The organism is Corynebacterium sp. NML 120412 (assembly GCF_002285155.1).
GTDB classification, from domain to species: Bacteria; Actinomycetota; Actinomycetes; order Mycobacteriales; family Mycobacteriaceae; genus Corynebacterium; species Corynebacterium gottingense.
The window spans coordinates 726,469-751,525 of sequence record NZ_NSGL01000001.1; the positions used below are offsets into that span (position 1 = coordinate 726,469).

Consider the following 25,057-nt stretch of genomic DNA (forward strand, 5'->3'; position numbering starts at 1 on the left):
ATGCTCGGATTCGCGGGCCGTCATGCAGACTCCCCCGGCCTCGTTTTCACGGCGATGCCCCACGCCGCGAGCACAGCGATACCAAAGAACCAGGCCGCGCAGACCACCAGACCCGCAGCCCCGGTGCCGTTGACGGCCTCGCCGGCCGCGGATACGGGGGTGTGCCCGGCGATTCCGCGCAGGAGGGGACGGAAGTGGTCGGCGGGCATGAGCACCGTGTTGACGAACATCGCAACGATGATTAACGGGATGAGGGCCACGGATCCCTGGGGGCTGGTGATGGAGAACGCGATGTACGTGCCGGTGCATGCGGCCGCCGCGGCAACCATCGCGCCGGTCACCGTGATCCTCCACCACCAGGACACCTCAGGGGGGCTGTCGGAAAGCAAGGCGGCCACCGCCGCGACGACGACCGTCATCGCCATGATCCGGATAAACTCGGCGATGATCCGTGCGGTCGGCACGGCCGCGTACGGTGCCGGCATGGTGATCAACCGCTCGTGGAGGCCATTGCTGCGTTCAACGAACACAGTGGACGATCCCGTGATGGCCAAGATGAACGCCCACGTCGTCACGACCAGGATGACCGCGTTCGGGAGTTCGAACTCTCCGGTGAGCTGCCTGACCAGGCCACCGAACATGCGGTTGACGATGAACAGGTACACGAGCGGAGCAATGAACGTCATGAACCAGAAGTCAGGGCGCCGCAGCCAAGTGTGGACGATGCGCCGCAGATGCACGAAAATGGCGTCGATCATGATTCGCTCCTCAAGGTGAACCGGCGGATGAACAAGACGATTCCGGCGACCGCCGCGACACCGAGCCACAGGGCGGCCTCTTCCCCGGCACTATCCGGGAAGGCATCCGGGGACGCCGCCCTGATCACCTCGATGATCGGCGAAAACGGCATGTGACGTACGACGTCGCGCAGGGAGCCGTCCAAAGCGGTCGCCGGAATGAACGCGGTGGAGAACATGAGCAGCAGCATTTCCAGCGCCTGGATCGATGAGGCTGTCGACACCGGGGCGGGCACCATCAGGATCACCCCGTCCGTGACCAGGGACAGGACCGCGGCGGCGAGCAGTGACCACAGGACTGTCCACGCGACGTCACCGAGAGCCATGTCGAGGCCGCAGGACCACGCGACGACCAGCAGCGCCGCGATCGACGCGGACATCCGCAGCACATCGGTGGCGAGCCTGCCGGCGACATAGCCGCCTGTGGCCCCGGGCAACACGCGCACGCGGTCAACGAGCCCGGATTCGACGTCCTGTCCCACCGCCATCGCCGACGCCGCGGCGGTGAACATCGCCGCCTGGAACAGGCAGCCGCCGAGCACGAAACGCAGGTACCCGAAGCCGGATTGCCCTGCCGAGTACCCAAACACCGCGTACAGGCACAGCAGGAAGAGGGGAGGAACGACGAACATGGAGATCAGCGACGCGGTGTTGCGTCGCAACAGCAGCAGATCCCGACGGAGGAACGCCGCGACCGACGTCGCACTCATCGCGCCGCACCCCCTGCGTTCATCGATATGAATACCTCGTTGAGGGTGGGCGGCGACACGCTCAGCGAATCCGGCAACGCGTCCGAGGCCTCCATCGCCTGCGCCACCGCCTCGAGGACCTGCGGTCCGGGGTCGACGTCGAGGGACACCGACTTCCCCGCGACGCGGGCGCCGTCCAGGCACGTTCCTCCGAGGCAGCGGGCGAACGCCTCCGCCTCGGCGGTGGTGGCAAAGGACACGCGGAGCACGTGCGATCCGAAGTCGCGGCGCAATTCCTCCGGCGTTCCGCTGGCGACGATGCGGCGGTCCTTGAGCAGATGGACGTAGTCTGCCAGCGCCTCCGCCTCTTCCAGGTACTGGGTGGTCAGCACCAGGGTCATTCCGTCGTCCCGCAGTTGCTGGATGAAGCCCCACAACTCTTCGCGGCTGACCGGGTCCAGCCCCGTCGTGGGTTCGTCGAGGAACAGCAACCTGGGCACGACGCACAGCGACGCGGCGATGTCGAGGCGGCGCCGCATGCCACCCGAATAGGCCGACGCCAGCGTCGAGGCACTGTCCGCGAGCGAGAATTGCGCGAGCAGTTCCGTCGCGCGGGCGGCCGCGTCGGCGCGGTCGAGTCCGCGCAGACGCCCGAAGAACTCCAGGTTCTCCCGGCCGGTGAGGTTCTCGTCGATCGCCGCGAATTGGCCGGTGGTGGCAATGTCGGCACGCACGCCCGCCGGATCCTTTTTCACATCGCGCGAGAAGATGCTCACCTCGCCGGAGTCTGCGGTGATGAGCGTCGACAGGATTCGGATGAGGGTGGTCTTGCCTGCGCCGTTGTGGCCGAGGAACGACACGATCGACCCGGCGGGCACGGTGAAACTCACGCCGTCGAGCACATGCTTGCGCATCCGGGCGCCGCGCTTTCCCTTGCGCCCGCCGTCCGGCGGAGCACCTGCCCCGCCTTCGGGCGCGGTGCCGGCTGTGCCCGCAATCGGGTAGCTCTTCGTGAGGTCGCGGACGACGATCGCCGCACCCCGTTCAGCTTGATCCGTCATCGTTTCTCCTTTTCTTTGGTGTCGCAGTGGGCCGCTGCCGGCAGTGGCCCCGTGGTCGGGTTGTCATGCGGCGTTTCGATATGGATGCCTGCATCGCGGGCGAAGGCGAGGACCGGTTCGAGGAGCCGGGGGTGGCTGACGAGATCCCGGCACCCCGGCGCGACTGGCTTCCCCGCGACCGACGCAACGGTGGCGGCGGCAATGGCCGCGGTCATTTTGTAGGAACCCGGGCCAGTTGCCCGGACGACGGTTGTCTCGGCCGCCGACCCCGCATCGCCCGCGCCGGCGGAGGACAGTGCGATGACCAGCTCGGCGGGTTGCGGAGTGCCGTTCGCCCGCGCCTTCCGCGACGTCACGGCCGCCCCGAGACGGGCGAGCAGACCGGAGACGACGGGCATCGCGTACAGTCTCGACGTGCGGATCTTCTCCACCGACTCATCGGGAGAGCATCGAAGGCGACGTGGTAGGAAAATCCGAGGATCGAGGGGCACACCCCGCGTACGACGTCGATGTCCGGGCATTCGTAGCCGATTCCGCTTTGCGACGACACCAGGTTGCGCCGCACTTCGACGATGGCGCCGCCGAGCATCGCGCGGTATCCGCCGCGAATGGTCCGGAACATCGACTCGACCGACGCGGCCCCGGATTCCTGGTCGGCGCCAATTCGCAGATCGACCCGCACATCGCGGACCTCTTCGGCCCCCGCAGCGCAGGCCCCGAGCATCAACAGGGCCGTCGACAAGCCCGGGCACAGGCCGAACCCGGTGAGCACGGGAACCCCCTCCCGCCGAGCATCCCCGTCGAGGGCCATGATTGCGCGGCGGGCGTCGATCGAATCGTTGACGTCGATGTACCCGGTGCCTGAGTCGATGCAAGCACGGGCGAGTGAGTCTGCATGCACCTCGAACGGGCCGATGCCGGCTTCGGCCAACCGAGTCGCAGCCGCCACCGCCTCCGCATGGACCCGGCCGTACGGGACGAGGACGTCCCGCCAATTCTCGACGAAGGTGATCCCCTTCTTCGTCTCATCGGCCTTGTCCCGAAGCACGTCGCTGATGGTCCGGATCGTGTTCACTGGTACCTCTTTCGGTTGTCGGCGCCATGCCGGTGCCGGGCGGACCGGGCCCGCATGGCGCGACCCGGAGGATGTGTCTGAAGGGTTGAAGCAACTGGGTGGGGCGCGTCTCCGTACAGGCTCGGAAACGCTCGCGGGCTCGGGGACCGCCGGTTCCGGGTGCCCGTCAAGTCACTGCGGACACCAGGGCGGCAACGAAGGCCGCGGCGGACGCTGCGGCCGCGAAACCGTCACGCACTCGCCAGGGGTGATCGGTGCGGAAGGTACGCCGCGGATGGCGGCCGAAGTTGCGCATCACCAGGGTCAGGGACAGCTTTTCGGCGCAGCGCACGGCGCTGACGAACAGGGGAAAGGCGATGCGCGCGGGCGTCGTCGCGCGAATGAAGCCGGAGCGGAAAGACTGCCCCGGTCGCATCGAGCGCAATCTAATCGCCCATGTCAGCTGGGGGATTTCGCTGCGCAGGAACGCCGCGATGCTCACCCCGGAAATCGCTATGGTGCACCATGTGTAGGGCACCCGGAGGCGTTGCACCATGGCGTCGAAAAGCTCCTCGACGCGCATACACGCGGAGACCAGGACCGTCCCCGCAAACACGGCCGTCAGTAGCAGTCCGTGATGGATGCCGTGGCGGACAGCCTCCGCCGGATCCCCACTGCCGTAGAACTCGGAGCGCCACCCGAGCAGGCCGAAGAACACCCCGATCAACAGGACGAGGAGGACCTTCCCCGCCGTCGCCCGAACGTCGCGTTCCGCGATCGCAGCGAGTGCGAGGAACGCGACCCCCGTCAGAGCGAGAACGGCGTCTCCGCCGGAGAGCAGCCCGGCGACGAGGACGAGCATCACCGCCGCGACAATCGTGATGGCGTTCAACCCCGCGCGCCTTCGAGCGGCGGATCCACTGGTCCAGGGGCTTTCGTCCAAGGACGTCCGTGCGCCGGCCGCGGGCAGTGCACGATCCCGCCGGGACGACTCCGGGGAAGCCGGCACGTCGGCTGCGGGACCGGACCAGGCGACCTTCCCTTCGGCGACGATGCTCGCCCGATCCGCCCACGTTCGCGCAGCACGGCGGTCGTGGCACGTGAACACAACGGTTCCGCCGGCCCCTGCGTATTCCGCTAGGGCATCCAGTACGATGCGCGAGCTCGGCGAATCCAGATGCGCCAACGGCTCGTCGAGAAGCAGCAAACGGCGATTGGCCGCCACCGCCAGGAAGATGCCCAACCGTCTTTTCTGTCCGCCCGACAGGACGAACGGCGAGACGGGGTCAAGTGCCCGGGGGCACAAGGCTTCCCGCAGTTTCCGCAGCTCATCGGCACCGAGTGGTCCGTGCGGGTCCGTGCCGGCCAGCGCGGAGTCGATTTCCGCGGCGACGGTCGCGCGGGTGAACTGGTGCTCGGGGTTCTGGAACGCCAACGACGCGAAGGCGTCGGGGACGCGCCGGGCGGACGCGCCGTCAATCCGGAGGTCCGCTCCCGCCTTCATCTGGCCCGACAGCACCGCCAGCAAGGTGGACTTACCGGCTCCGTTGGCACCGACTAGGGCATGAATCTCGCCCCGTTCCAGTGTCAGATCGGCCCCGTTCAGGATCCTCTCCCCGCCTCGGGCCACGTGGGTTCCGGTCAAGGCCAGCAGTGGAACGGCCTCCGCCTCCGATTCCGGATTGGGACGGTCCGGCACCCCCGTGCCCGGCGTACTGGCGTCCGGCGTTCCGGCGGTCGCGGCCGTCGTCGCAATGCCCTTCACCGCGATGCCATCCGGCGCTCCGTGGGCGGCGACGCTCCCGTCCACATCGAGGATCGTCACCGTGTCGACCCACCCGTCGAACGGGCGGAGGTCGTGCTCGATGAGCAGGATGACGCGCCCCGGGGCCCGCAAATCACGGATAGCGGCGAACAGCGACCGGCGACCATCCTCGTCGACGTGGGCCGCGGGCTCGTCGAAGATCATGACCTCCGGCGCACTGGCCACCGCGCCGGCGATGGCCATCCGCTGGCGTTGCCCGCCCGACAAAGCCCACGGATCCTTCTCCGCGAGCTCTGACAGCCCGAGCTCTGATAGGGCCGCGGCTGATCGCTTGGCGACGATGTCGGCTTCCACGAGGGAAAACTCGAGGGCCATGGATACGTCATCGACGACTCGAAGCGTGAGCACCTGCGTCGCCGGGTCTTGCCCGACGAAGGTGACCCGGTCCCCGTCCACGGGGCATTCGGTGCCGTCGACATCAACGATATGCACGGATCCGGCATGGTCGATGGGGATGTGCGAGGGGATCAGTCCAGCGATGAGGTGGGCCAGGCTCGTCTTTCCGCATCCCACGGGTCCCGTGATGACATTGATCGTACCGAAGTCGAAGGAGAGATCCACCATGTCGGGTGCCCATCGCCCATCGGCGTGCCGCACGCCAGCGCCACTGACCCGTAACCGGGCCGGGGCCGTCCCGCGTGTCGCACCAGCGCACGCGGGTGCTCCGCCGGTCACCGGGTGACCCCGCGGCTGCGAAGCCCCTTTGCGACGGAAAAGCCCAGGACCAAAAACACCAAGCTCGATGCAAAGGCTACGGCGAAGCTGATCAGGGTCATGGGCGTGGTCGGCGAGTCGACGCCAACTGCGCGCGGGGCCATCGTTCCCATCAGCGCGGAAAACAACATCGCCGACGCCACGAACTGGGTACGCGTCCACCGCCGGTACAGGGTGACCATGAATGGAAGCTCGATGAGCAATCCTTCCATGATCAGCGCCCCGATCGCGGCGACGCCGAACGGGGTGGTCGCCGCGGACACGACGCCCATGGCAAGGCACGCAATGAGGCTCGCGCCAGGCTTGCGGACGACGATGAGGGGAACGACGCACTGCAGGAACCACAACCCGAGCGTCGCCGCGACGAGATAAACGTGGGCGATGCCGGCGAACACCTGCAGGTAGGTCAAGGGCACGACGACGAGAGACCCCGCGACGCCGATCGCGGCGGCGACGAGCATATCGCGGGTGGATGGTCGGCCACCCGCTGCGACCGGTGCGACGTGTACCAACCGCCCGTCGTCCGTCTGCGACGCCACCGCGTCGCCGTCGCCCGTCCCGTCCGGGCCCGCGTCCCCGACTCCCCCTCCGGAGAGGGGTTCTCTGGTCGATCCACGTTTTCTGTTCATCGTCGCCGCCTCGCTTCCGTTGCCGATTCCCGATCGGGAACCTAACTTGAAACAGTATTAGGTTAGGCAATCCTTAGCAACTTATGCCAGACTCGAATTATTGACTTTGCCCCCGCTCCCCCCATTACGTTGTTAGCAGTTCCACCCCAGGGCACCGAAGATTCATAACCTGTCCGCCCGATTGGGCGGGCTATGTTTACTTCCGTTCCCTCCGTCTGAAAGGACAGGGGAACTAGTCACTGGCTTCGGTATGGCTTATTCCTGTCCCTGTCTGAAAATGATCCGGGGGGTGATGTCGCCGAAGACAGTGACATACTCAAACTGCTAATAGGAACCTGACCCAGCCCAGGTGGTATGAGGTCTCACAGTAATGTGGGTGCCAGTCCAAGTATGTCCGACCAACCCCAGTGATGAAGCTTAAATAGTCCAACTTCTCATTCATCGCTAGGAGGCACACACCCATGGCCTATGACTTCGTCATTGGCGTAGACGTCGGCAAATACTTCCACCACGCCTGCGTCCTCGATCCCCAAGGCAGGCAAGTCCTATCCAAACGCATCAACCAGCATGAAGGCTCACTACGCAAGCTCTTCGGCAAATTCCTCACCGACAACGCCTCGGTCCTGGTCATTGTCGATCAACCCAACAACATCGGCCGATTAACCGTCGCAGTCGCCCAAGACATGGGGGCAGATGTTCGCTATCTACCAGGGCTTGCGATGCGACAGCTCTCTCGCATCCACGTCGGCAACTCCAAAACCGATGTACGCGACGCCTACGTCATCGCCCATGCCGGTCTTAACCTTCCAGATTCCTTGCGCAGTGTCGACCGCGTTGAGGAAGTCTTTATCCAGCTGAAAGTACTCAACGGTATTGACGAAGATCTCGCCCGGGCCTACACACGCCTGATTAACCAGATGCGATCCGCGCTCGTAGGAACCTATCCTGCATTCGAACATGTTCTGCGCGGACAGATGATTCACCGAAAATGGATCCTCCACCTACTTGCGAAATACGGTGACCCCACCAAGATTCGACGCATCGGTAAAACACGCCTAGCAGCCTTTGCGCGCAGTCACAAAGCGCGCAATCCCGAGCCTGTCATCGATGCCATGCTTGCTGCCATCCACGGACAGACCGTGTCCATTGCCGGCGCAGAATACGCCGAACTTGGCGTAGCAATGTCCGCCAAAGACGCACTGGCCAAACTAGAGCATCGCAAGGAAATAGAAGCACAGGTACTCAAGCTCATTCAAGACATTCCTCAAACCGAGATTCTTTTATCCATGCCCGACATCGGCCCACGTAGCGCAGCACAGATCCTCATGACCGTTGGCGATATGTCCGACTTCCCCGATGCAGCGCACCTAGCGTCCTATGCAGGCCTATCACCACGGACAAATCAATCAGGAACGTCCATTATGTCGAATTCGCCCAACCGCGCTGGCAACAAAAATTAAAGAACGCCCTATGGCAATCGTCTTTTGCATCGATCAGATTCCACGAGCGTTCCCGGCAATTCTATGAACGAAAACGCAAAGAAGGCAAAAGACACAACGCCGCAGTCGTCGCACTCGCACGCCGACGCCTCAACGTCCTCTTCGCCATGATGCGAAACGGCGAGCTCTACCGAGACATCCCCACAATCCAGGAGGCCGCAGCAGCCTAAAGCCACCAGACCCCCATCCAAGCCGATTGCACAGCAAGCCCAATCGGCTCCTCAAGGTACCCAAAACAACATCTACGAGACGAAGCAGAAGCCGTTCACACCCCCAACAAGCCCACCCGCGGAGTTGACAACCTATATAGGAACACCCCCCAACCGCAGACCACGCTTTTGACAGGCGAACCCAAAGCCGGTCCGAAGCCAGCTCCAAGAAAGACCTACGCATGTTCCCTTCGCTCCGCCGTCCCCGCTCCCGCGCCCTGCTCGCGTTGCCGGCTACTGCCGCGCTCTCCGCATCGCTGATTGCTGTTGCCCCGGCGGGCGCGGTGGTCGTCGATAAGCCTGTGTACGACCAGGCCAAGGATGCTTCCGCTAAGATCGCTCCGATCGGCTCGTACGACGCTGGCGTCTTCGACGAGTCCGGCGCGGAGATCGTGGCCTACCACAAAGCCTCGAAGCGCGTGCTCACCGTGAATGCGAACTCGGGCAAAATCGACGTGCTCGACGTCTCCGACCCGACGGCACCGACCAAGGTGGGCGAAGTTCACGGCGGCGACGACACCACGATCAACTCCGTCGCCGTGCGCGAGGACGGCCTGGCGGTCGCGACCGTGGAGCCGGACGAGGACAAGACGAAGCCCGGCGAAGTCATCTTCTTCGACGCCGGCGCGGACACGCCGGGCGAAGTGCTCGGCCGCGTGGGCGTGGGCTCCCTGCCGGATATGGTGACCCTGACCCCCAACGGCCGCTACGCCCTGGTGGCAAACGAAGGCGAGCCGGCCGAGGACTACTCGGTTGACCCGGAGGGTTCCATCTCCCTCATCCGCCTCGAGCACGACGTTGCCGCACCAACGCAGGACAAGGTCCGTACCGCCGACTTTTCGGCGTTCGAGGGCACGTTGGCGGACAAGGGCGTGCGCATCTTTGGCCAGGTCGGCGCCTCTCAGACTGAGGCGCAGAACCTGGAGCCGGAGTACATCGCCGTCGACGGCAACAAGGCGTACGTGACCCTGCAGGAGAACAACGCGATCGCTGTCGTGGACATCACCTCCGGCAAGGTCGAGGACATCTGGCCGCTCGGTGTCACCGACCGCCGCGAGGTGCCTTTCGACGCCTCCGACAAGGACGGCACGACCAACACCTCCAAGTGGCCGGTGAAGTCCCTCCTGCAGCCAGACTCCATTGCCGCCTACAACGTCGACGGCGAAACTTACCTGGTCCTGGCCAACGAGGGCGACTCGCGCGACTGGGACGGCTACTCCGAAGAGGCGCGCCTGAAGAAGTTTGGCAAAAAGGACGTCGCTCCGATCTGCGAGGGCTACGCCGGTCTCTCCGCGGACCAGCTCGAGGAGCTGCAGTCCGACGAGCAGCTGGGGCGCCTGAACATGACCACCTCCATGGGCCTCAACGAGGAGAAGGGCTGCTACGACGACCTGTACAACCTGGGCGGGCGCAGCTTCTCCATCTTCACCGCGGATGGCAAGCGCGTCTTCGACTCCGGCTCGCAGTTCGAGGAAATCACCTCCCGCATCCTGCCCGAGTACTTCAACTCGAACCACACCGAAACCTCCTTTGACACCCGCTCCGACGACAAGGGCCCGGAGCCGGAGGGCGTCACCGTCGGCGAGGTCAACGGCCGCACCTACGCGTTCATCGGCTTTGAGCGCCTCGGCGGCGTGATGGTTTACGACATCACCGACCCGAGCGCTCCGAAGTACCAGGTCTACGTGAACAACCGCGACTTCTCGATCAACATGGAAGCGCTTGCCGACGAGGGCGAGGAGCAGCTTCACGACGGCCTGTCCAAGGTCGGCGACCTCGGCGCCGAGGGACTTACATTCATCCCGGCCGCGGACTCCCCGAACGGCGAAGCACTCCTGGCCGTGGGCAACGAGGTCTCCGGCACCACCACGCTCTTCCAGGTGGAATCTCTGCTGGACAAGGCGGAGGAGCCGGCGGAGACGCCGGGTGAGGAGCCCGGCGAGGCGCCGGAAAAGAAGCCGGAAGAAAAACCGGACTCCCCGGATCAGCAGACTGGTGACGAGCAGGAGGGCTCCTCCACCGCGGGCAAGGTTGTCGCTGCGGTCACAGGCGTGCTCGCCGCTCTGGTGACACTCGTTGCCGGAGGCGTTTCCCTGGGCCTGATCCAGAACCCGGTTGACCAGCTGCTCGGCCAGATTCCGGGCGCACCCAAGCTTCCCTTCTAGTGGGATTTCGCGGACGTTTGCCCGCGACCCAGTAGTTTTGCGAAGCAAACCCAGCTAAGCTGGAGCTCGTTTTGAACAAATGGATGGTGTGGCACCCTGCACTATCCTTTTCGTAAGAAACCTGCTACTTTCTCTAACGACATCGCTGTAACCGAGCTGTAATCTTTCAGCCCGGTTTCGGCGCAGGACCAAAACTCTCACGAGGAGCTAGAAACTAATGAAGCGTATTTCCACCGCTGCCGTCGCAGCTGCAACCGCACTGGCCATCACGGCAGGACCGGCACTGGCTGAGGACGCGACCACCACCCAGACTGCTACGGTTACCGCTACCCCGACCGAGGAGCCCACCACCGCGGCTACCGAGACCTCCGAGCCGACCGCCGAGGCTCCCGCAGACACCGAGGGCGAGGGCACTGAGACCACTCAGCCGACCACCCCGAACAAGCCGGCTCCGCAGCCGAACAACGGCAAGTCCTCCGGCTCCTCCAACGGCCACATCGTCGGCTTCGTGTCCGGCACCCTGGCGGCAGTCCTGACCACCACCCTGATCGTTGCTTCCGACCCGACCGGCGCAAACAAGATCATCGACATGGTCAACGCGCAGTTCCACCTCGGCATCCCGCACCTGAACATTCCGAAGGTATTCTAAGACGCGGCACTTCGGCGGGGCTTTCACTCGAAGGCCCCGCCGATTTTTTCTCTCTATTCCCACTGGAAGGACACAAAGTGAAGGCGACCTACCCCGTTGCTGCTGCCACCGTCGTTGCACTCGCCGTAGCAGGTCTGAGCCCCGTTTCTGCGAAGAGCACTGACCCAAGCACGACCGAAACTTCCGCGACAACCGGTACGGCTCCGGCAGGCACGACTGCCACGCCCAGCCCGTCTGCAACCGCAACTCCGAGCCCCTCTGCGTCAGCAACCGGATCCGCCACACCGTCGCCCTCCCAAGACGGTCCCACACCGGTGACGGTGACGGTGACTGCACCGGCCGTGACCGCAACGCCCACCCCGTTCCGCGCAACGGGTCCGAGCTCGGAGTGGATCAACAAGGGCATTCTTGATGAGCGCGGCAAGGAGATCTTCACCTACATCAACTTCGCCATCACGATGCTTGCCGGCCTGATCCAGGCGCTTTCCCTGGTCGTGGCGTCGAACCCGCGGATGCAGGAGCAACTTAAGGCAATGCTCGCCCAGGCGGGTATCAAACCCTAGACACTGGACGGCCGCGCGTTTTTTTGGGGGGCGCTGCGGTTGTCGGCGTGGTGGTTCTGAGCGCGGTGGGTCGGTGCCAAACGGAGCTAGCTCCATCTACAGCCGACAACGTCGCGCGACCAGGCAATTCACCACCCTGCCACCACCAAACAGCGCTAGCTCCATCTGCAACCGACAACGTCGCCCGACCAGGCAATTCACCACCCCGCCACCGCCAAACGGAGCTAGCTCCATCTACACCGGACCAACCGATCTCGGCCAGCGGAGCACAGCTACCCCAAAATTCCCATTCCCATCGTAGCCTTGAGGTCCCCCATGAGGTTTGCTGAGCGCTCCACGCGCAGGTGATCGCCCAGGACCATCATCTGGCTGTGGTCCCCGTTCACTAGGTTGAGAAACACGTCGGAATCGCCAGGGTTGTTCAGCAGCACGTCTTTGAGTCGCGCGATATTCTCCACCGTGCACTGGTCCGTGCGCAGCGTCAGACGCAGCGGCAGGCCGGCGCCGTGGCCGGGCCCAAGCTCGGGGACCTTGACGTCGTCGCCGAAGAGGCTCATGCGCTCGTCGCGAATGGTCACGCGGGCCTTGACAAGGATGATGTTGTCCTCGACGATTTGGGGCGCAACGAGGGAGTACACCTTGTTGAACAGGAGAACGTCGACCTGGGCGCCGTGATGATCCTCAATGGTCACGATCGCCCACGGGGAACCGTCCTTCTTGGAGAAGCGGCGGTCCACGCTAGAGATCAGGCCGCCGAGCGTGACCTCCGTGCCGTGGCGCAACTCGCCCGACAAGACCGTGGTCAGCTCGGTGTCGGTCTGCGCGGCAATCGCCTCCTCGAACCCGTCGAGTGGGTGGCCAGAGACGTACAGGCCGAGCATCTCGCGTTCCAGCGCGAGCTTGTGCTTCTTGTCCCACTCGTCGTCCGGAATGTCCATGGTGAACACGGCCGAGCCACTCTCCTGCCCGTCGTCTCCGCCGAAGCCGGCGAATAGGTCGAACTGACCCTTGTCCGCTGCCTTCTTCGTGGTCAGCACGGAGTCGACCATGTCCTCCTGCACGAGCATGAGCCCCTTGCGAGGGTGCCCGAGCGAGTCGAACGCGCCGGATTTGATTAGCGATTCGGTGATACGCTTGTTGCAGGCCAACAGATCGATCTTGTCCAAGTAGTCGGAGAAGCTCGTGAAGTGGCCCTTCGTGCGGCGGGTTTCCTTGATCGACTCCACCACCTCGGCGCCGACGTTGCGCACCGCGGCGAGGCCGTAGCGGATGTCCTCGCCGACAGCCATGAAGTTCTCTTCCGACTCATTAATGTCCGGCTGCAACACCGAAATGCCAAGGTGACGGCAGTCCGACAGGTAGATCGCGGACTTGTCTTTCTTGTCGCCAACCGACGTCAGCAGCGCCGCCATGTACTCAGCGGTGTAATTCGCCTTCATGTAGGCCGTCCAGTACGACACCAGCGCGTAGCCAGCGGCGTGCGACTTGTTAAACGCGTAGGACGCGAACGGCTCGATCGTGCCCCACAGCGCGTCCATCGCTGCCTTGGAGTACCCGTTCTCCTGCATGCCGCCCCAGAACTTGTCGTACTGCTGGGCGAGCACCTCGGGTTTCTTCTTACCCATCGCTTTACGGAAGCCATCTGCCTCGCCGGCCGTGTAATTTGCCACCTTTTGAGAGATACGCATGATCTGCTCCTGGTACACGATGAGGCCATAGGTCTCGTCGAGAATCTCGCGCAGCGGCTCGTCCAGCTCCGGGTGGATCGGAGTGATGGGTTTGCGACCGTTCTTACGGTCCGCGTAGTCCCAGTGCGCGTTCACACCCATCGGACCCGGGCGGTAGAGCGCCAACGACGCCACGATGTCCTTAAAGCCGGTCGGCTTCATGCGTTTGAGCAGCTCCTGCATGCCGCCGGAGTCCAGCTGGAACACGCCGAGGGTCTCGCCGCGGGAGAGCAGCTCGTAGACAGCTGTGTCGTCTGTATCCAGCGTTTCCAGGTCGAGCGTTTCACCGCGGTTCTTCTTCACGTTCTCCAGGGCGTCGCCAAGCACCGTAAGGTTGCGCAGGCCCAGGAAGTCCATCTTCAGCAGGCCGATGGCCTCGCAGGCCGGGTAATCCCAGCCGGTGATGATCGCGCCGTCCGCCGGGCGCTTCCACATCGGGATGTGGTCCATGAGCGGCACGGACGCCATGATCACCGCGCAGGCGTGCACGCCGGCCTGGCGCACGACGCCCTCGAGGCCGCGGGCCGTCTCGTAGATTTTGGCCACATCCGGGTCCGTCTCGATCAGTGAGCGCACCTCGGCTGCCTCGGTGTAGCGGGCGTGCTCCGGATCCGTGATGCCGACGAGCGGGATGTCTTTCGCCATGATCGCTGGGGGCAGGGCCGCGTTGATGCGGTCTGCCATCTGGAAGCCGGGCTGGCCGAAGTTCACCTTCGCCGAGTCCTTGATCGCCTGCTTCGTCTTCACGGTGCCGAACGTGATCACCTGGGCAATCTTGTCCTCACCCCAGCGCTCGGCGGCGTAGGTGATCATCTCGCCGCGGCGGCGGTCGTCAAAGTCAATATCAATATCGGGCGCGGACGGACGCTCCGGGTTGAGGAATCGCTCGAAGAGCAGGCCGTGTTCCATCGGGTCAATGTTGGTGATGGTCAGCGCGTAGGCCACAAGTGCACCAGCCGCCGAGCCACGGCCCGGCCCGACGCGGATGCCCACCTCACGCGCGTGCTTAATCAGCTCCGCGACGATGAGGAAGTAGGACGGGTAGCCTTTCATGTCGATGACGTCGATCTCGTATTCCGCGCGCTTGAGGTACTCCTCTGGGACCTCGCTGCCGTCGAAACGCGCCTCGAGCCCGCGCTGAACCTCCTTGCGCAGCCAGCTCGTCGGCGTCTCGCCCTCCGGCACGTCCGCGATTGGCATGCGATCGTGCGGGTGGTCCTCCCAGAGCTCGCCGTAATCGCCGACGCGCTCGGCAATCCACAACGTGTTGTCGCAGCCGTCCGGCACGGTGGAGTCCCAAATCTCGCGCATCTGCTCTGCGGACTTGATGTAGTAGCCCGTGCCGTCGAACTTGAAGCGATCCGGGTCCATCATCGTCTTACCGGTCTGCACGCACAGCATCGCCTCGTGCGCGGGCGCCTGGGATTCCAGCACGTAGTGGCAGTCGTTGGTCACCAGTGGGGGCAGGTCCAGTGCTTTGCCGATGCGCAGCAGGTCGTCGCGGACACGGCGCTCGATGTGGAGCCCGTGGTCCATAAGCTCAAGGAAGAAGTTGTCCCGCCCGTAGATGTCCTGCCACATCGCGGCAGCCTCCAGGGCCTCGTCGTATTGGCCCAAACGCAGGCGCGTCTGCACGTCGCCGGACGGGCAGCCAGTGGTGGCGATAATGCCGTCCGCGTGCTCGGCGATGAGCTCGGCGTCCATGCGGGGCCACTTGCCCAGCTGTCCTTCGTAGGAGGCGAGGGACGACAGCTTGAACAGGTTGTGCAGTCCCGTGGCATTTTCCGCCAGCATGGTCTGGTGGAGGTAGGCGCCGGACGCGGAGACGTCGTCGCGCTTCTGATCCGGGGTCCCCCACAGCTGGCGCTTCTTGTTAAAGCGAGAGGCCGGGGCCATGTAGGCCTCGATGCCGATGATCGGCTTCACGCCAGCGTCGACCATGCGCCGGTAGAAGGCGTTGGAGCCGAACATGTTGCCGTGGTCCGTCATGCCCACAGCAGGCATGCCCTGGCGCACCACTTCATCGGCCAGCAGGTCCACCTTGGCCATGCCGTCCAGCATGGAAAACTCGGTGTGGTTGTGGAGGTGGACGAAGGAGGAGTTTTTGGCCATGCGGGTCATCTTAACCCGACTCAAGAAACGGCAAAACCCCCGTGATTACGGGGGTGTGATTCGCCGCGACGGCGCCGTCTACTCGTAGCGGAGCGCCTCAATAGGCTGCATCTTTGCCGCCTTCGACGCCGGGTAGGCGCCGAAGAACACGCCGGTGGCGAGTGAGAACAACAGCGAAAGCAACACTGCACCGACCGGGGGCCACACGAATGCGTCGAACGCCGCGGTGGCGATCATGCCGATTGCCCCGCCGAGGATAACGCCGATGACGCCGCCGACCAGACAGACCAGCATCGCCTCGACGATGAACTGCGTGCGGATGTCGCCGTGGGTCGCGCCGAGCGCCTTGCGCACGCCGATCTCGCGGGTGCGCTCCGTGACCGTAATCAGCATGATGTTCATCACGCCGATGCCGCCGACCAGCAGGGAGATGCCGCCGATTGCGGAAAGCACCGAGGACATGATGCGGAACACGCTGGTCAGTTCCTGCAGCGACGAGGACAGGTCGATGACCTCGGCCTCGTAGGTTTCATTACCGCGGTACTGGCGGTCCAGGTAGTCCTGCAGATCCTTCTGGAACGTGGCCGCCTCCTCCTCGCCGGAGCTGCGCACCGAGATGGACGTGAACCAATCCCCGTTCAGACCGATGCGGTCGGCCGCGGTGACGGGAATGTACGCCTCGGCGTAGGACTGCATCCCGCCGAACGCTCCGCCGCCGCCGGCGGCGCCATCCGTCTTGTCGCCGAGCACGCCGATGATGGTGAAGACGGCCGGTTGGCCTTCTTGCACCAGATCGATGCGTTCGCCCAAGGCGGAGGCAGGGTCGCCGTCAAACATGGCGTCGACAAGCTCTGGGCTCACCACGGCCACCGGGCGCTGGCCCTGCATGTCCTTATCGGAGATGCCGCGGCCGAACTCGACCTCGCCGCCGCGCATGTCAATGGAATCCATGAGCGCCGGGTTGATCGTAGTGCTCACTGGGTCCTTGTCGCCGTTTTCAATCTCGCCCATGCCGGAGAGGTCGACGTCGATGCCGGTGATGCGGTCGCCGAACGCGTCGCGCATATCCTGCAGGTCCTGCAGCGTCAGCGAGTCTCGCTCGTCCGTCGGCTGCGCCTGCGACATGGCCGCAAACGGGTCGTCGGACTGTTCCTCTTCGTCGGGGCGCTCGTGCACCACGACCGGGTGCGTCGTCGTGCCCACGCCCTGCAGGCCGGACATGACCTGGTTCTCTAGGCCGCGTCCGAGGGTCATGATGATCACCACGGCCATGATGCCGATGATGATGCCCAGCAGCGTCAGCAGCGAGCGCAGCTTGTTCTTGTTCAGGCTGGAGACGGCCAGCCGGAGCGATTCTTGGATATTCACGGTGTGTCGTCTCCTTCCTTACATTCCCAGCCCGGCGGGCGTGCGCACGTTGGCAACGCGCCCATCCATCATTTCCACGACGCGCTCTGTTTCTTCCGCGAGCTCCGGGTTGTGCGTAATAAACACCACTGACTTGCCCAGGTCCTTGTGCAGCTTGTGGAACAGGTCCATCACCATGCGGCCGGTCTTTGAATCGAGTGCGCCGGTTGGCTCGTCGGCAAGCAGGAGGTCCGGGTCGTTGGCCAGGCTGCGTGCAATAGCCACGCGCTGCTTCTGGCCACCGGACAGCTCGTTCGGGTTGTGGTGAATGCGGTCACCCATCCCCATCATCTCCAGCAGCTCCGCGGCGCGCTCCTCGCGCTCCTTTCGTTCCACGCCCGCATACATCATGGGCATGGCCACGTTTTGCAGCGCGTCGATGCGGCCGATGAGGTTGAAGTTCTGGAAGATGAAGCCGATGTTTTTGCTGCGGTACGACGCGAGCTCCTTGTCCTCCTTGGCGTAGACCGGCTCGCCGTTGAACGCGTACGCGCCCTTGGACGGCCGGTCCAGCATGCCAATCAGGTTCATCAGCGTCGACTTACCGCAGCCGGATGGACCAACGATGGACACGAACTCGCTCGGTTTTGCGTGAAAGTCAATGCCGTGCAGCACGGTCAGCTCGCTCGGCTCCCCCTCGTTGTACGTCTTCACCACCCCGCGCATGTCAATGAGCAGGCCCGAGTTTGCCATCGGGTTCGCAGGAGCAGGACGCTTATCGACGCCCCCACGTTCCCCACCAACGATCACCGAGCTCCCGCCCCGTTGCTCCCCGGGCTGCGCTTTCGGCGGCTCCTTCGTAGTGGAGACGGCCGGCTGCTCGCCGGTGGCCTCCTCCGCGCCGAAGAAAAACGGGTCGTCGTCTTCCCCGGTCCCGGCCGGTTGGCCGGGCGCTGCTTGCGCAGTGTCGAGTGCGTTGTCGTCGTCTCTGCGGGCGTGTTTTCCTTTTCGGGAGAACTTCTTCAACGGCGCGCTCCCCTACTTTTCCTCGCCGCCCTCGGCGGCGTCCTTCTGCTCAGACTTCGGCGCTTCAGAGGACTTTGTCCCGTCCTTGTCATTCGCACTGTCATTCGCGCTGTCCTTGGCGCCGTCTTTGGCATCGCGTACCTGCTGCGGGTCGAACTTCGGATCGGAGATGTCCACGGTCTCGCCGATTTTGTCGGAGTACTCGTCCGGCCAGTTGATGACGATGTCGCCCGGCTTGAGGTCGCCCCCGGTGATGGCAATGTCCACGTCGTTGGTGGCGCCCGTCTTCACGCTGCGCTCCTCCACCTTGCCGGACTTCGCGTCGTCGCCATCGGTGGCGAGCACCAGGACCTTCTTGTCATTATCGTCGCCGTACACGGCGTCGACAGGCACGTTGAGGGCGTCCGGGGACTCTTCGGTGATGATCTCCGCGCGCACCGTACCGCCGAGCAGGAGTCCCTTCTTGTCGCCGGTGACCTCGATCTCCACGGGGAAGGTCACGCTGCTGGACTGGTCGTTGGCTCCGCCGGCCGCGTTCACGCCTCCGGCCATGCCACCTGCCATGCCGCTGCTCATGCTGCCCGACGCGCTCCGGTCAGCGGCCGGGGCGATGCGCTTTACACGCCCCTTGAATTTCTTGTCGCCGGTTGCGGTCGACGTGAACTCGACGCGGTTGCCCTGCGCGATGTTCGGCACGTCGGCCTCGCGAACCTCGGACTTGATGATCAGGCTGGAATCATCTGCCAAGCTGAGCAGCTTGCCCTGCGGGATGTCGCCTTCCTGCACGTCCACCGCGGTCACGATGCCGGCGAGCGGCGAGTACAGCGTCGCCTCCTGCAGCTGGTACTCCAGCGTGCCGTCGCTCTCAGAGATGCCGGCGCTTTCCGCCTGTCGACGCGCACTGTCCACCTGCCCCTGCAGCTGCTCCCGCTCCTGCTGCGCCTGGGTCTGCGCGGCCGCGAGCGCCGCCTGGGCATCCTGCAGCGCTGCGTACGCTTCATCGACGCTCATCGGCGCACTCGCCGCGGCGTCGGCCCCAGCCGCGCCTGCAGCACCCGCGCCCTGGGCGCCTGCCATGCTGGCGAGGTCCTCCGGGGAGACCGCACCGGCGCCTGCCGCGCCGTCTGCGCCGGCAGCGCCCGGTACCGCCACCGCGCCCGCGCCAGGTGCAGCTGGCGCAGCGGGGGCTGCGGGTGCTGCCGGTGCAGCGGGTGCCGGAGCCTCCGGGGCGCCGCCGCTCGAGCTACCCGGCAGGTGCGAGGAGAGGTTGCCCGCCATCTGGGAAAATACGTCGGCCACTCGGGTTGCAGAACGACCGCCGTTTGCGGCGAGCGCCGCGTTGTATGCAGCCTGCGCCTGATCCACCTGAGCCTGTGCCTGGCGGATGGCCTGGTTCGTGCCGTCGTTAATGGACTGGTCGTGGGCGTTGAGCTGGGATTCTGCCTGCTGCAGCGCCTGGGTGGCGTCGGCCTGAGCGTTCGCCTGCTGGCGCTCCTGCGCGGCAAGCTGCCGGTCCAGCTGCTCGGTGTCCATAGAGACCAAGAACTGGTCCTTTTGCACGCGGTCACCGGGCTGGACGGCGATCTTTTGCACCTCGGACTGCACCGACGTGGTGATGTTCATTGCCCGAACCGGAGCAATGCTGCCGTTGACCACAACGCTGTCGGAGACGTCTTCCGCCGACGCCACGGTGTAGTCGCCCGGCTGCAAGCCGTCCGCGTCCTTGCTGTTGTCTCCTCCACCGAAGCCGCAGGCAGATGCAAACAGCGACACGGTGGTGATTACCGCGACGGAGCGCAGCTTCAGCGACCGGCGGCGGTTGGTGGTGGCGTGCGGGGTGGCAATTCCGGATTCGGAAACCAAAACTTCTCCTCACAAACGGGCGCGCCAACGGCGTCTTCGGCAAAGCCAACTGAAGAGTCCGGGCGCTTAGGCGTGCAACTTCGTTGAACTATACACGGGCCCGGACCACTTCGGGCCAGCGCCTTCCCCCGCTTGGGACCCGAACGACGAGCCTGGATTCTGCCTACGAACCCGCTGAATACACACCCGGGTTCCGCACAGCGATTGCGCCCCACACCGCGTCGGCGGGCAATACCTCGACTGAGCGCACGTGCGACGATTCCGCGAGGCGCGACAGCGTTGCAACGTCCGCGGTCACCACCGCGCCAGCGAGGAGCACAGAAGCCTGCGCCCAGTCCGGCCCAGCGCCTGACTCGCGCTGAACGGCCCGGCGCGCCTCGCGCTCGCACACCTCGCCCCTTCCTGCGCTCGTCTCCCCGACTGGCTCCGGGGTGTCCTTCGGCGGCAGGCCCTCCGGCACGATCGCGTTGACGCGCGGCACGTCTCGGTACGCAGCTGCCGCCGCGTCGCAGGACTGCGGCGCGTCGAACGCGACCAGGGCGAGGTGGGAGTCGCCCGGCGCGCTCTTCCTCCGCGCGGAGTCAAGCGTCGCCGCGGCGCGTTGCAAGTACTCCTCCGCTGACTCTCCCGGATCGGGGCCGAGCGCGTCGCCTTGCAGCGTCGGCGTGGCGGGCGCGTGAGACATCCCGACGGCGTACAACGCGACGATGAGCAGCGCACACGCCCCGAACACGGCGGCTGCTGCGGCAAGCGGATGGCGCATGCTAGCCCGCCCTCAGCACATCCAGCGCGTGTTGAAGGTCTGCTGGGTACGAGGACTCGACCGTCATGTACTCACCGGTGCGCGGGTGCGTGAACCCGAGCGATTTCGCGTGCAGCCATTGGCGGATCAGCCCGAGACGCTTGGACAGGTTCGGGTCGGAACCGTACATGGGGTCACCCACGCACGGGTGGCCCAGCGCGGACATGTGCACGCGGATTTGGTGGGTGCGCCCCGTCTCCAGGTGCACCTCGAGCAGACTTGCGCGGCGGAAGGCCTCGATGACGGAGTAGTGCGTCACGCTCGGTCGGCCGTCGTCAGTCACCGCGAACTTCCAGCCCGACGACGGGTGCCGGCCAATGGGCGCGTCGACGGTGCCCACGATGGGGTCCGGCAGGCCCTGGACGACGGCGTGGTAGGTCTTGTCCACCGTGCGCTCCTTGAAGGCACGCTTGAGCACCGAGTATCCCTGGACGCTCGCGGCGACCACCATCACCCCGGAGGTGCCGACATCCAGGCGCTGCACGATGCCCTTGCGCTCCGGGGGACCCGCGTCCGGCAGCGTGAAGCCCATGGCTTGCAGGCCGCCGAGAACGGTGGGGCCGTCCCACCCGAGGGTCGGGTGCGCGGCAACGCCGACGGGCTTGTCCACCGCGATGACGTCGGCGTCGTGGTAGAGGATCTCCAGGCCCTCGACGTGCTCCGCCACCGGTTCCGGCGCTCGCTTGGGTTCCGGGAGGGTGGCCTCGATGAGGGCGCCTGGGATGACGCGGTCGGATTTTTGGGGCGGTGTGGCGTCGATAAGCACCTGCTCCTGCGCGATCATCTCGGCGGCAACGCTGCGGGAGATGCCGAAGAGTTTGGCCAGCGCGGCGTCAACGCGCATGCCGGCCAGGCCTTCGGGGACGGGGAGGCTGCGGAAGTCACCCGGCATGCGGCGCCTCCTTGTGGTCGGAGGTCAACACCGCCAACGCGAACAGGGCGGTGCCGACGGTGATGCAGGCGTCCGCGAGGTTGAAGACCGCGAACGAGCCCACGGAGATGTAGTCCACGACGTGGCCGAACCAGAAGCCGGGGTCACGGAACAGGCGGTCAATGAGGTTGCCCAGGGCGCCGCCCGCGATCATGGCCAGACCGATCGCCTCGAAACGCGAGGTCAAGCGCGGGGCGTAGAGCAGCGCACCGACGACGAAGGCGAGCTGGATCGTGGTGAACAGCCAGGTCGAGTTCTGGCCCATGGAGAAGGCCGCGCCCGGGTTGAACAGCAGGTAGAACCGGAACCAGTCACCAATCAGCGGGACCTGATCCCCCGGCTCGAGCCACGAGACCATCAGCTGTTTGATGGCCTGATCCGCCACCGCGATGACCAGCATGACGGCGGCGACGAGCGGCAGGTACCTCCCCCGGAGCGGGCCGCGAGGCGCGGACGCCGGGTCCTGCGTATTGGTGTGACTGTTGTTGTGTTGCATCGCCTGTCAACTGTAGCGGGTCCGGCTCCGCGCGGGCGCACTGTCGCCCGGTCTGGGCACGCAGCCGTGGTTGCTTCCGGGTCGTCGCGGTGCGGTAGTTTCAAAGTGTGATGTTTCTGCCTCCCCGAGCGCGCTCGGCGCGTCCTGCTCGCCCAGCTCACCGACCCCGTTTCGCCGCCGCCTGCCTGGTGCTCAGCGCAACGCTGCTCCCGCTGACTGCTTGCGGCACCGCGGACGAGGACCCGCTCAAGGGGATTCCGGCGTTTGCCATGGACACCCCGGCCGTGGAGGTCGTTGCCGCGGGCGAGTCCCCGCAGCAGCTCTCCTACCGGCTGGGTGGCGAAGGCGGCGAGAACACCGACGAGACCAACGCCTGGGACACCACCGTCGCGGTGTCCTCCGGCATCAGCCAGGACGTGCTGCCCGCGGACCAAGCGCACGAGGACCCCGGCCTGCCGGACGTGAGCAGCGTCGACGTCTCCACCACCACCCTCCCGCTCGCCGTTACGGCGGGCAGCGCCCCGGAGCCGGGCGAGGACGAGTCCCCGGCGGACGCTGCGGTGGAGTTCACCGTGGGAAAAGGCAAGCACTCCGACCTGCCGCTGAGCCAGGAGGTCGCGTCCGCGGAGGGGTTCCTCATGCGCTGGCGGGCGCAGTCGACCGGCGCCATCTCCACGCTGAAGCTCATGGCGCCGAACGAGTCCCAGGAGCGGGGGCGCCAAGCGGTGGAGCAGTCGCTGCTGGCCGTGGCATCGATGAACGTGGTGCTGCCGGACGAACCGGTCGGCGTGGGCGGCTCGTGGACCGTGCGCAACCGCGTCACCGGGACCTCGAACATGCTGCGCACCGCAACCTATACGGTGACCCGGCTCGAGGGCGATGCGGTCGACCTTGACGTCCACGTGGAGGAGCGCCCGACCCAGCAGTCGCTGCAGATTGATAACTCTGCCGCCGGGGACCTGGACGGGCAGACGCTTGACGTGGAGAGCACGTCAACGAACTCGCAGGGCAGTATTACGCTGGACTTGAAGCACCCGCTGCCCACGTCCGGGCAGGTCGCGTCCACCACCCGCCTGGTCTACTCGGGCGAGGACGCCGCCTACCGCGTGGTGCAGGACGTCACGGAGGCCGTGACCTACGGGTCCGACGACGCGTAGCGCTCACCCCAGAGTTTTCAAGGAGTTTCCCATGGTCGCACCGCTGCACATCGGCCTCGATGGCATCTCATTTACCTATCCCGGCGGCAAGCGAGTACTCACCGACATCTCCTTCGCCGTCCCCTCCGGCTCCGTCACGGGCCTGATCGGCGAGAACGGCGCCGGCAAATCCACCCTGCTCGGCGTCATCTCCGGCGAGCTCACCGCCGATACCGGCCAGCTCATCACCCCGCCGACCACCGGCTTCATCGCCCAGGAGACGTCCCTGCCGTTCACTGAACCCGCAAGCAAGCTTATCGACGCCGCCGTGGCCGAACTCCGCGACGTCGAAGCCGACATCACCCGCCTCGGGGAGGCCATGGCCACGGAGCAGGACGACGCCGCGTCCGCCGCACTCGCCGCCGACTTTGACCGTGCGCTCGCGCGCGCGGAGCAGTCCGGCGTGTGGGAATTGGATGCGCGCATCGCCACCGTGCTCGCCGGCCTTGGCCTGGCCAACGTGCCCCTTTCCACCCCGCTCGGCGAGATGAGCGGCGGGCAGCGGCGCCGCTTCGCGCTCGCCGCCCTCCTGCTACGCCCGGTCGAGGCCATGGTGCTCGACGAGCCAACGAACCACCTCGACGACGAGGCCGTGGACTTCCTCATCGGCGAGCTCGAGGCGTTTAAGGGCCCCGTGCTGGTGGCCTCCCACAGCCGCTACTTCCTCGACCGCGCCTGCGACGGGATCGTCGACCTGGATCCCGGCCTCGGCGCGGAAGGCGGGTTCGGCGAGGAGACCCGCCAGGGCGCCCGCTTTTCCGGCGCGTTTTCGGACTACCTCAAGGCGCGCGAGGACCGCCGGCGACGCTGGGAGACCGACTACGCCGCCCAGGAGCACGAGCGCGCGCGCCTGGAGAAGGCCGCCGAGCAGGGCGAGGACGACGTCTTCCACTCCCACGAGAACAAGACCGAGACGCGCAGCGCGGCGAAGTTCTACGCCGATAAGGCAGCGAAGACGGTGGGCAACCGACGCCGCTCCGCGCGTCTTCGCCTGGAGGCGCTGCAGCGCGAAGCGGTCCCGGCCCCGCCGGCGCGGCTGTCCTTCCGCGGGGTGCCGGAGCACACGGCAACGTCGATAGGCGTGCCTGCGGTGGTGACCCGGGGCCTCGCGGTGCCGGATCGCCTCGCCCCGCTGGACCTGAAGCTGCAGCCCGGACAGCAGCTGCTGGTGGAGGGGCCGAACGGGTCGGGCAAGTCGACGCTGCTGAAGATCCTGGACGGCACGCTCACCGAGTATTCCGGCGAGTGCCTCATCCCGGAGGAGTACAGCGTGGGCCGCCTTGAGCAGGACGACTCATGGCGCGACCTGACGGTCACCGCGGCCGAGGCGTTTGCCATCCGCACCGGTGGCGACTCCCCGGACCTCGTGGAGATGGGGCTGATGACCGAGGCGCAGGCCGCCACGAAGCTGGAGGACCTCTCGCTGGGCCAGCGCCGCAGGGTTTCCCTCGGCGTGATCCTTTCCACTCCCCCGGACCTGCTGCTGTTGGACGAGCCCACCAACCACCTCTCGCTCGCCCTGGCGGAAGAGCTCGAGCACGCTCTGCTGGACTTTGCGGGCACCGTGATCATCACCAGCCACGACCGGTGGGTGCGCCGCCAGTGGCGCGAGCGGATCCGCACAAACGACGAACGCGCCAGGATCCTCACCCTGTCCACGATGTGGACCGGCGAGGTCTGGCGCGACGAAGTGGACTAACGGA

The 25,057-nt window shown here is 65.6% G+C and carries 19 protein-coding genes and 1 pseudogene; 6 read left to right on the top strand and 14 right to left on the bottom strand.

What is annotated here, in order from left to right; genetic code table 11:
• Positions 1 to 20: 20 nt before the first annotated feature.
• The 7 genes from CKJ84_RS03305 to CKJ84_RS03330 all read right to left on the bottom strand — a co-directional run bounded on the left by CKJ84_RS03305 (position 21) and on the right by CKJ84_RS03330 (position 6,769).
• Positions 21 to 758, bottom strand: coding sequence for an ABC transporter permease (locus CKJ84_RS03305; RefSeq protein WP_095534860.1), 738 nt, complete (start codon positions 756 to 758; stop codon positions 21 to 23).
• Positions 755 to 1,507 (bottom strand): ABC transporter permease, encoded by a 753-nt coding sequence (locus tag CKJ84_RS03310; protein ID WP_095279056.1) that lies wholly within the window; start codon positions 1,505 to 1,507, stop codon positions 755 to 757. Before CKJ84_RS03310 ends, CKJ84_RS03305 begins: the two co-directional genes overlap by 4 nt.
• Complete coding sequence (locus CKJ84_RS03315; RefSeq protein WP_095279057.1) at positions 1,504 to 2,547, bottom strand: ATP-binding cassette domain-containing protein; 1,044 nt, start codon at positions 2,545 to 2,547, stop codon at positions 1,504 to 1,506. The genes CKJ84_RS03310 and CKJ84_RS03315 overlap by 4 nt, the downstream gene beginning before the upstream one ends.
• Positions 2,544 to 2,945, bottom strand: a complete 402-nt coding sequence (locus CKJ84_RS12425; RefSeq protein WP_233125466.1) for a hypothetical protein — start codon at positions 2,943 to 2,945, stop codon at positions 2,544 to 2,546. Before CKJ84_RS12425 ends, CKJ84_RS03315 begins: the two co-directional genes overlap by 4 nt.
• The gene (locus CKJ84_RS12430) at positions 2,900 to 3,622 is read right to left on the bottom strand and encodes a hypothetical protein (RefSeq protein WP_233125467.1); all 723 of its coding nucleotides are present in this window, start codon (positions 3,620 to 3,622) and stop codon (positions 2,900 to 2,902) included. Before CKJ84_RS12430 ends, CKJ84_RS12425 begins: the two co-directional genes overlap by 46 nt.
• 166 nt (positions 3,623 to 3,788) lie before the next feature.
• On the bottom strand, positions 3,789 to 5,990 hold the full coding sequence (locus CKJ84_RS03325) for an ATP-binding cassette domain-containing protein (protein ID WP_233125468.1): 2,202 nt from the start codon (positions 5,988 to 5,990) through the stop codon (positions 3,789 to 3,791).
• 107 nt (positions 5,991 to 6,097) lie between these two features.
• Positions 6,098 to 6,769, bottom strand: a complete 672-nt coding sequence (locus tag CKJ84_RS03330; RefSeq protein ID WP_095545936.1) for an ECF transporter S component — start codon at positions 6,767 to 6,769, stop codon at positions 6,098 to 6,100.
• Positions 6,770 to 7,230: 461 nt separating this feature from the next.
• Here CKJ84_RS03330 and CKJ84_RS03335 point away from each other — a divergent pair.
• From CKJ84_RS03335 to CKJ84_RS03350, 4 genes and pseudogenes are all read left to right on the top strand, one after another.
• A pseudogene (locus CKJ84_RS03335) lies at positions 7,231 to 8,438 on the top strand (IS110 family transposase).
• A 221-nt stretch (positions 8,439 to 8,659) separates the two neighbouring features.
• Positions 8,660 to 10,642, top strand: a complete 1,983-nt coding sequence (locus CKJ84_RS03340; RefSeq protein WP_143340302.1) for a choice-of-anchor I family protein — start codon at positions 8,660 to 8,662, stop codon at positions 10,640 to 10,642.
• A gap of 217 nt (positions 10,643 to 10,859) precedes the next feature.
• Positions 10,860 to 11,291: a hypothetical protein gene (locus CKJ84_RS03345; RefSeq protein ID WP_095545937.1), complete on the top strand. Its 432-nt coding sequence runs from the start codon at positions 10,860 to 10,862 to the stop codon at positions 11,289 to 11,291.
• A gap of 320 nt (positions 11,292 to 11,611) precedes the next feature.
• Positions 11,612 to 11,854, top strand: a complete 243-nt coding sequence (locus CKJ84_RS03350; RefSeq protein ID WP_143340303.1) for a hypothetical protein — start codon at positions 11,612 to 11,614, stop codon at positions 11,852 to 11,854.
• A 272-nt stretch (positions 11,855 to 12,126) separates the two neighbouring features.
• Here the strand turns inward: CKJ84_RS03350 and dnaE are convergent, their stop codons facing one another.
• The 7 genes from dnaE to lspA all read right to left on the bottom strand — a co-directional run bounded on the left by dnaE (position 12,127) and on the right by lspA (position 22,158).
• Positions 12,127 to 15,693 (bottom strand): DNA polymerase III subunit alpha, encoded by a 3,567-nt coding sequence (gene dnaE, locus CKJ84_RS03355; RefSeq protein ID WP_095546393.1) that lies wholly within the window; start codon positions 15,691 to 15,693, stop codon positions 12,127 to 12,129.
• Positions 15,694 to 15,771: 78 nt separating this feature from the next.
• Complete coding sequence (locus CKJ84_RS03360) at positions 15,772 to 17,061, bottom strand: ABC transporter permease (protein ID WP_095278017.1); 1,290 nt, start codon at positions 17,059 to 17,061, stop codon at positions 15,772 to 15,774.
• A gap of 18 nt (positions 17,062 to 17,079) precedes the next feature.
• Entirely contained in the window at positions 17,080 to 17,793 is a 714-nt protein-coding gene (locus CKJ84_RS03365; protein ID WP_095534973.1) for an ABC transporter ATP-binding protein, read from the bottom strand.
• A gap of 285 nt (positions 17,794 to 18,078) precedes the next feature.
• Positions 18,079 to 19,929, bottom strand: coding sequence for an efflux RND transporter periplasmic adaptor subunit (locus tag CKJ84_RS03370; RefSeq protein WP_095545939.1), 1,851 nt, complete (start codon positions 19,927 to 19,929; stop codon positions 18,079 to 18,081).
• Positions 19,930 to 20,092: 163 nt separating this feature from the next.
• Positions 20,093 to 20,692: a hypothetical protein gene (locus tag CKJ84_RS03375; protein ID WP_095536811.1), complete on the bottom strand. Its 600-nt coding sequence runs from the start codon at positions 20,690 to 20,692 to the stop codon at positions 20,093 to 20,095.
• A 1-nt stretch (position 20,693) separates the two neighbouring features.
• Positions 20,694 to 21,623 carry an RluA family pseudouridine synthase gene (locus CKJ84_RS03380; protein WP_095534867.1) on the bottom strand — a complete coding sequence of 310 codons (930 nt, stop codon included), beginning with the start codon at positions 21,621 to 21,623 and terminating at the stop codon, positions 20,694 to 20,696.
• Positions 21,613 to 22,158: a signal peptidase II gene (gene lspA / locus CKJ84_RS03385; RefSeq protein WP_095545940.1), complete on the bottom strand. Its 546-nt coding sequence runs from the start codon at positions 22,156 to 22,158 to the stop codon at positions 21,613 to 21,615. Before lspA ends, CKJ84_RS03380 begins: the two co-directional genes overlap by 11 nt.
• A gap of 188 nt (positions 22,159 to 22,346) precedes the next feature.
• Here lspA and CKJ84_RS03390 point away from each other — a divergent pair, with 188 nt between their 5' ends.
• Complete coding sequence (locus CKJ84_RS03390) at positions 22,347 to 23,315, top strand: DUF6263 family protein (RefSeq protein WP_095545941.1); 969 nt, start codon at positions 22,347 to 22,349, stop codon at positions 23,313 to 23,315.
• 31 nt (positions 23,316 to 23,346) lie between these two features.
• Positions 23,347 to 25,053: an ABC-F family ATP-binding cassette domain-containing protein gene (locus CKJ84_RS03395; RefSeq protein WP_095545942.1), complete on the top strand. Its 1,707-nt coding sequence runs from the start codon at positions 23,347 to 23,349 to the stop codon at positions 25,051 to 25,053.
• The last annotated feature ends 4 nt before the right edge of the window (positions 25,054 to 25,057 follow it).

Excerpts from the sequence above, each read along its gene's own strand:
- CKJ84_RS03305 (WP_095534860.1), bottom strand. The coding sequence starts at position 758 with ATGATCGACGCCATTTTCGTGCATCTGCGGCGCATCGTCCACACTTGG.
- CKJ84_RS03310 (WP_095279056.1), bottom strand. The coding sequence starts at position 1,507 with ATGAGTGCGACGTCGGTCGCGGCGTTCCTCCGTCGGGATCTGCTGCTG.
- CKJ84_RS03315 (WP_095279057.1), bottom strand. The coding sequence starts at position 2,547 with ATGACGGATCAAGCTGAACGGGGTGCGGCGATCGTCGTCCGCGACCTC.
- CKJ84_RS12425 (WP_233125466.1), bottom strand. The coding sequence starts at position 2,945 with ATGCCCGTCGTCTCCGGTCTGCTCGCCCGTCTCGGGGCGGCCGTGACG.
- CKJ84_RS03325 (WP_233125468.1), bottom strand. The coding sequence starts at position 5,990 with ATGGTGGATCTCTCCTTCGACTTCGGTACGATCAATGTCATCACGGGA.
- CKJ84_RS03330 (WP_095545936.1), bottom strand. The coding sequence starts at position 6,769 with ATGAACAGAAAACGTGGATCGACCAGAGAACCCCTCTCCGGAGGGGGA.
- CKJ84_RS03340 (WP_143340302.1), top strand. The coding sequence starts at position 8,660 with ATGTTCCCTTCGCTCCGCCGTCCCCGCTCCCGCGCCCTGCTCGCGTTG.
- CKJ84_RS03345 (WP_095545937.1), top strand. The coding sequence starts at position 10,860 with ATGAAGCGTATTTCCACCGCTGCCGTCGCAGCTGCAACCGCACTGGCC.
- dnaE (WP_095546393.1), bottom strand. The coding sequence starts at position 15,693 with ATGGCCAAAAACTCCTCCTTCGTCCACCTCCACAACCACACCGAGTTT.
- CKJ84_RS03365 (WP_095534973.1), bottom strand. The coding sequence starts at position 17,793 with ATGGCAAACTCGGGCCTGCTCATTGACATGCGCGGGGTGGTGAAGACG.
- CKJ84_RS03375 (WP_095536811.1), bottom strand. The coding sequence starts at position 20,692 with ATGCGCCATCCGCTTGCCGCAGCAGCCGCCGTGTTCGGGGCGTGTGCG.
- CKJ84_RS03380 (WP_095534867.1), bottom strand. The coding sequence starts at position 21,623 with ATGCCGGGTGACTTCCGCAGCCTCCCCGTCCCCGAAGGCCTGGCCGGC.
- lspA (WP_095545940.1), bottom strand. The coding sequence starts at position 22,158 with ATGCAACACAACAACAGTCACACCAATACGCAGGACCCGGCGTCCGCG.
- CKJ84_RS03395 (WP_095545942.1), top strand. The coding sequence starts at position 23,347 with ATGGTCGCACCGCTGCACATCGGCCTCGATGGCATCTCATTTACCTAT.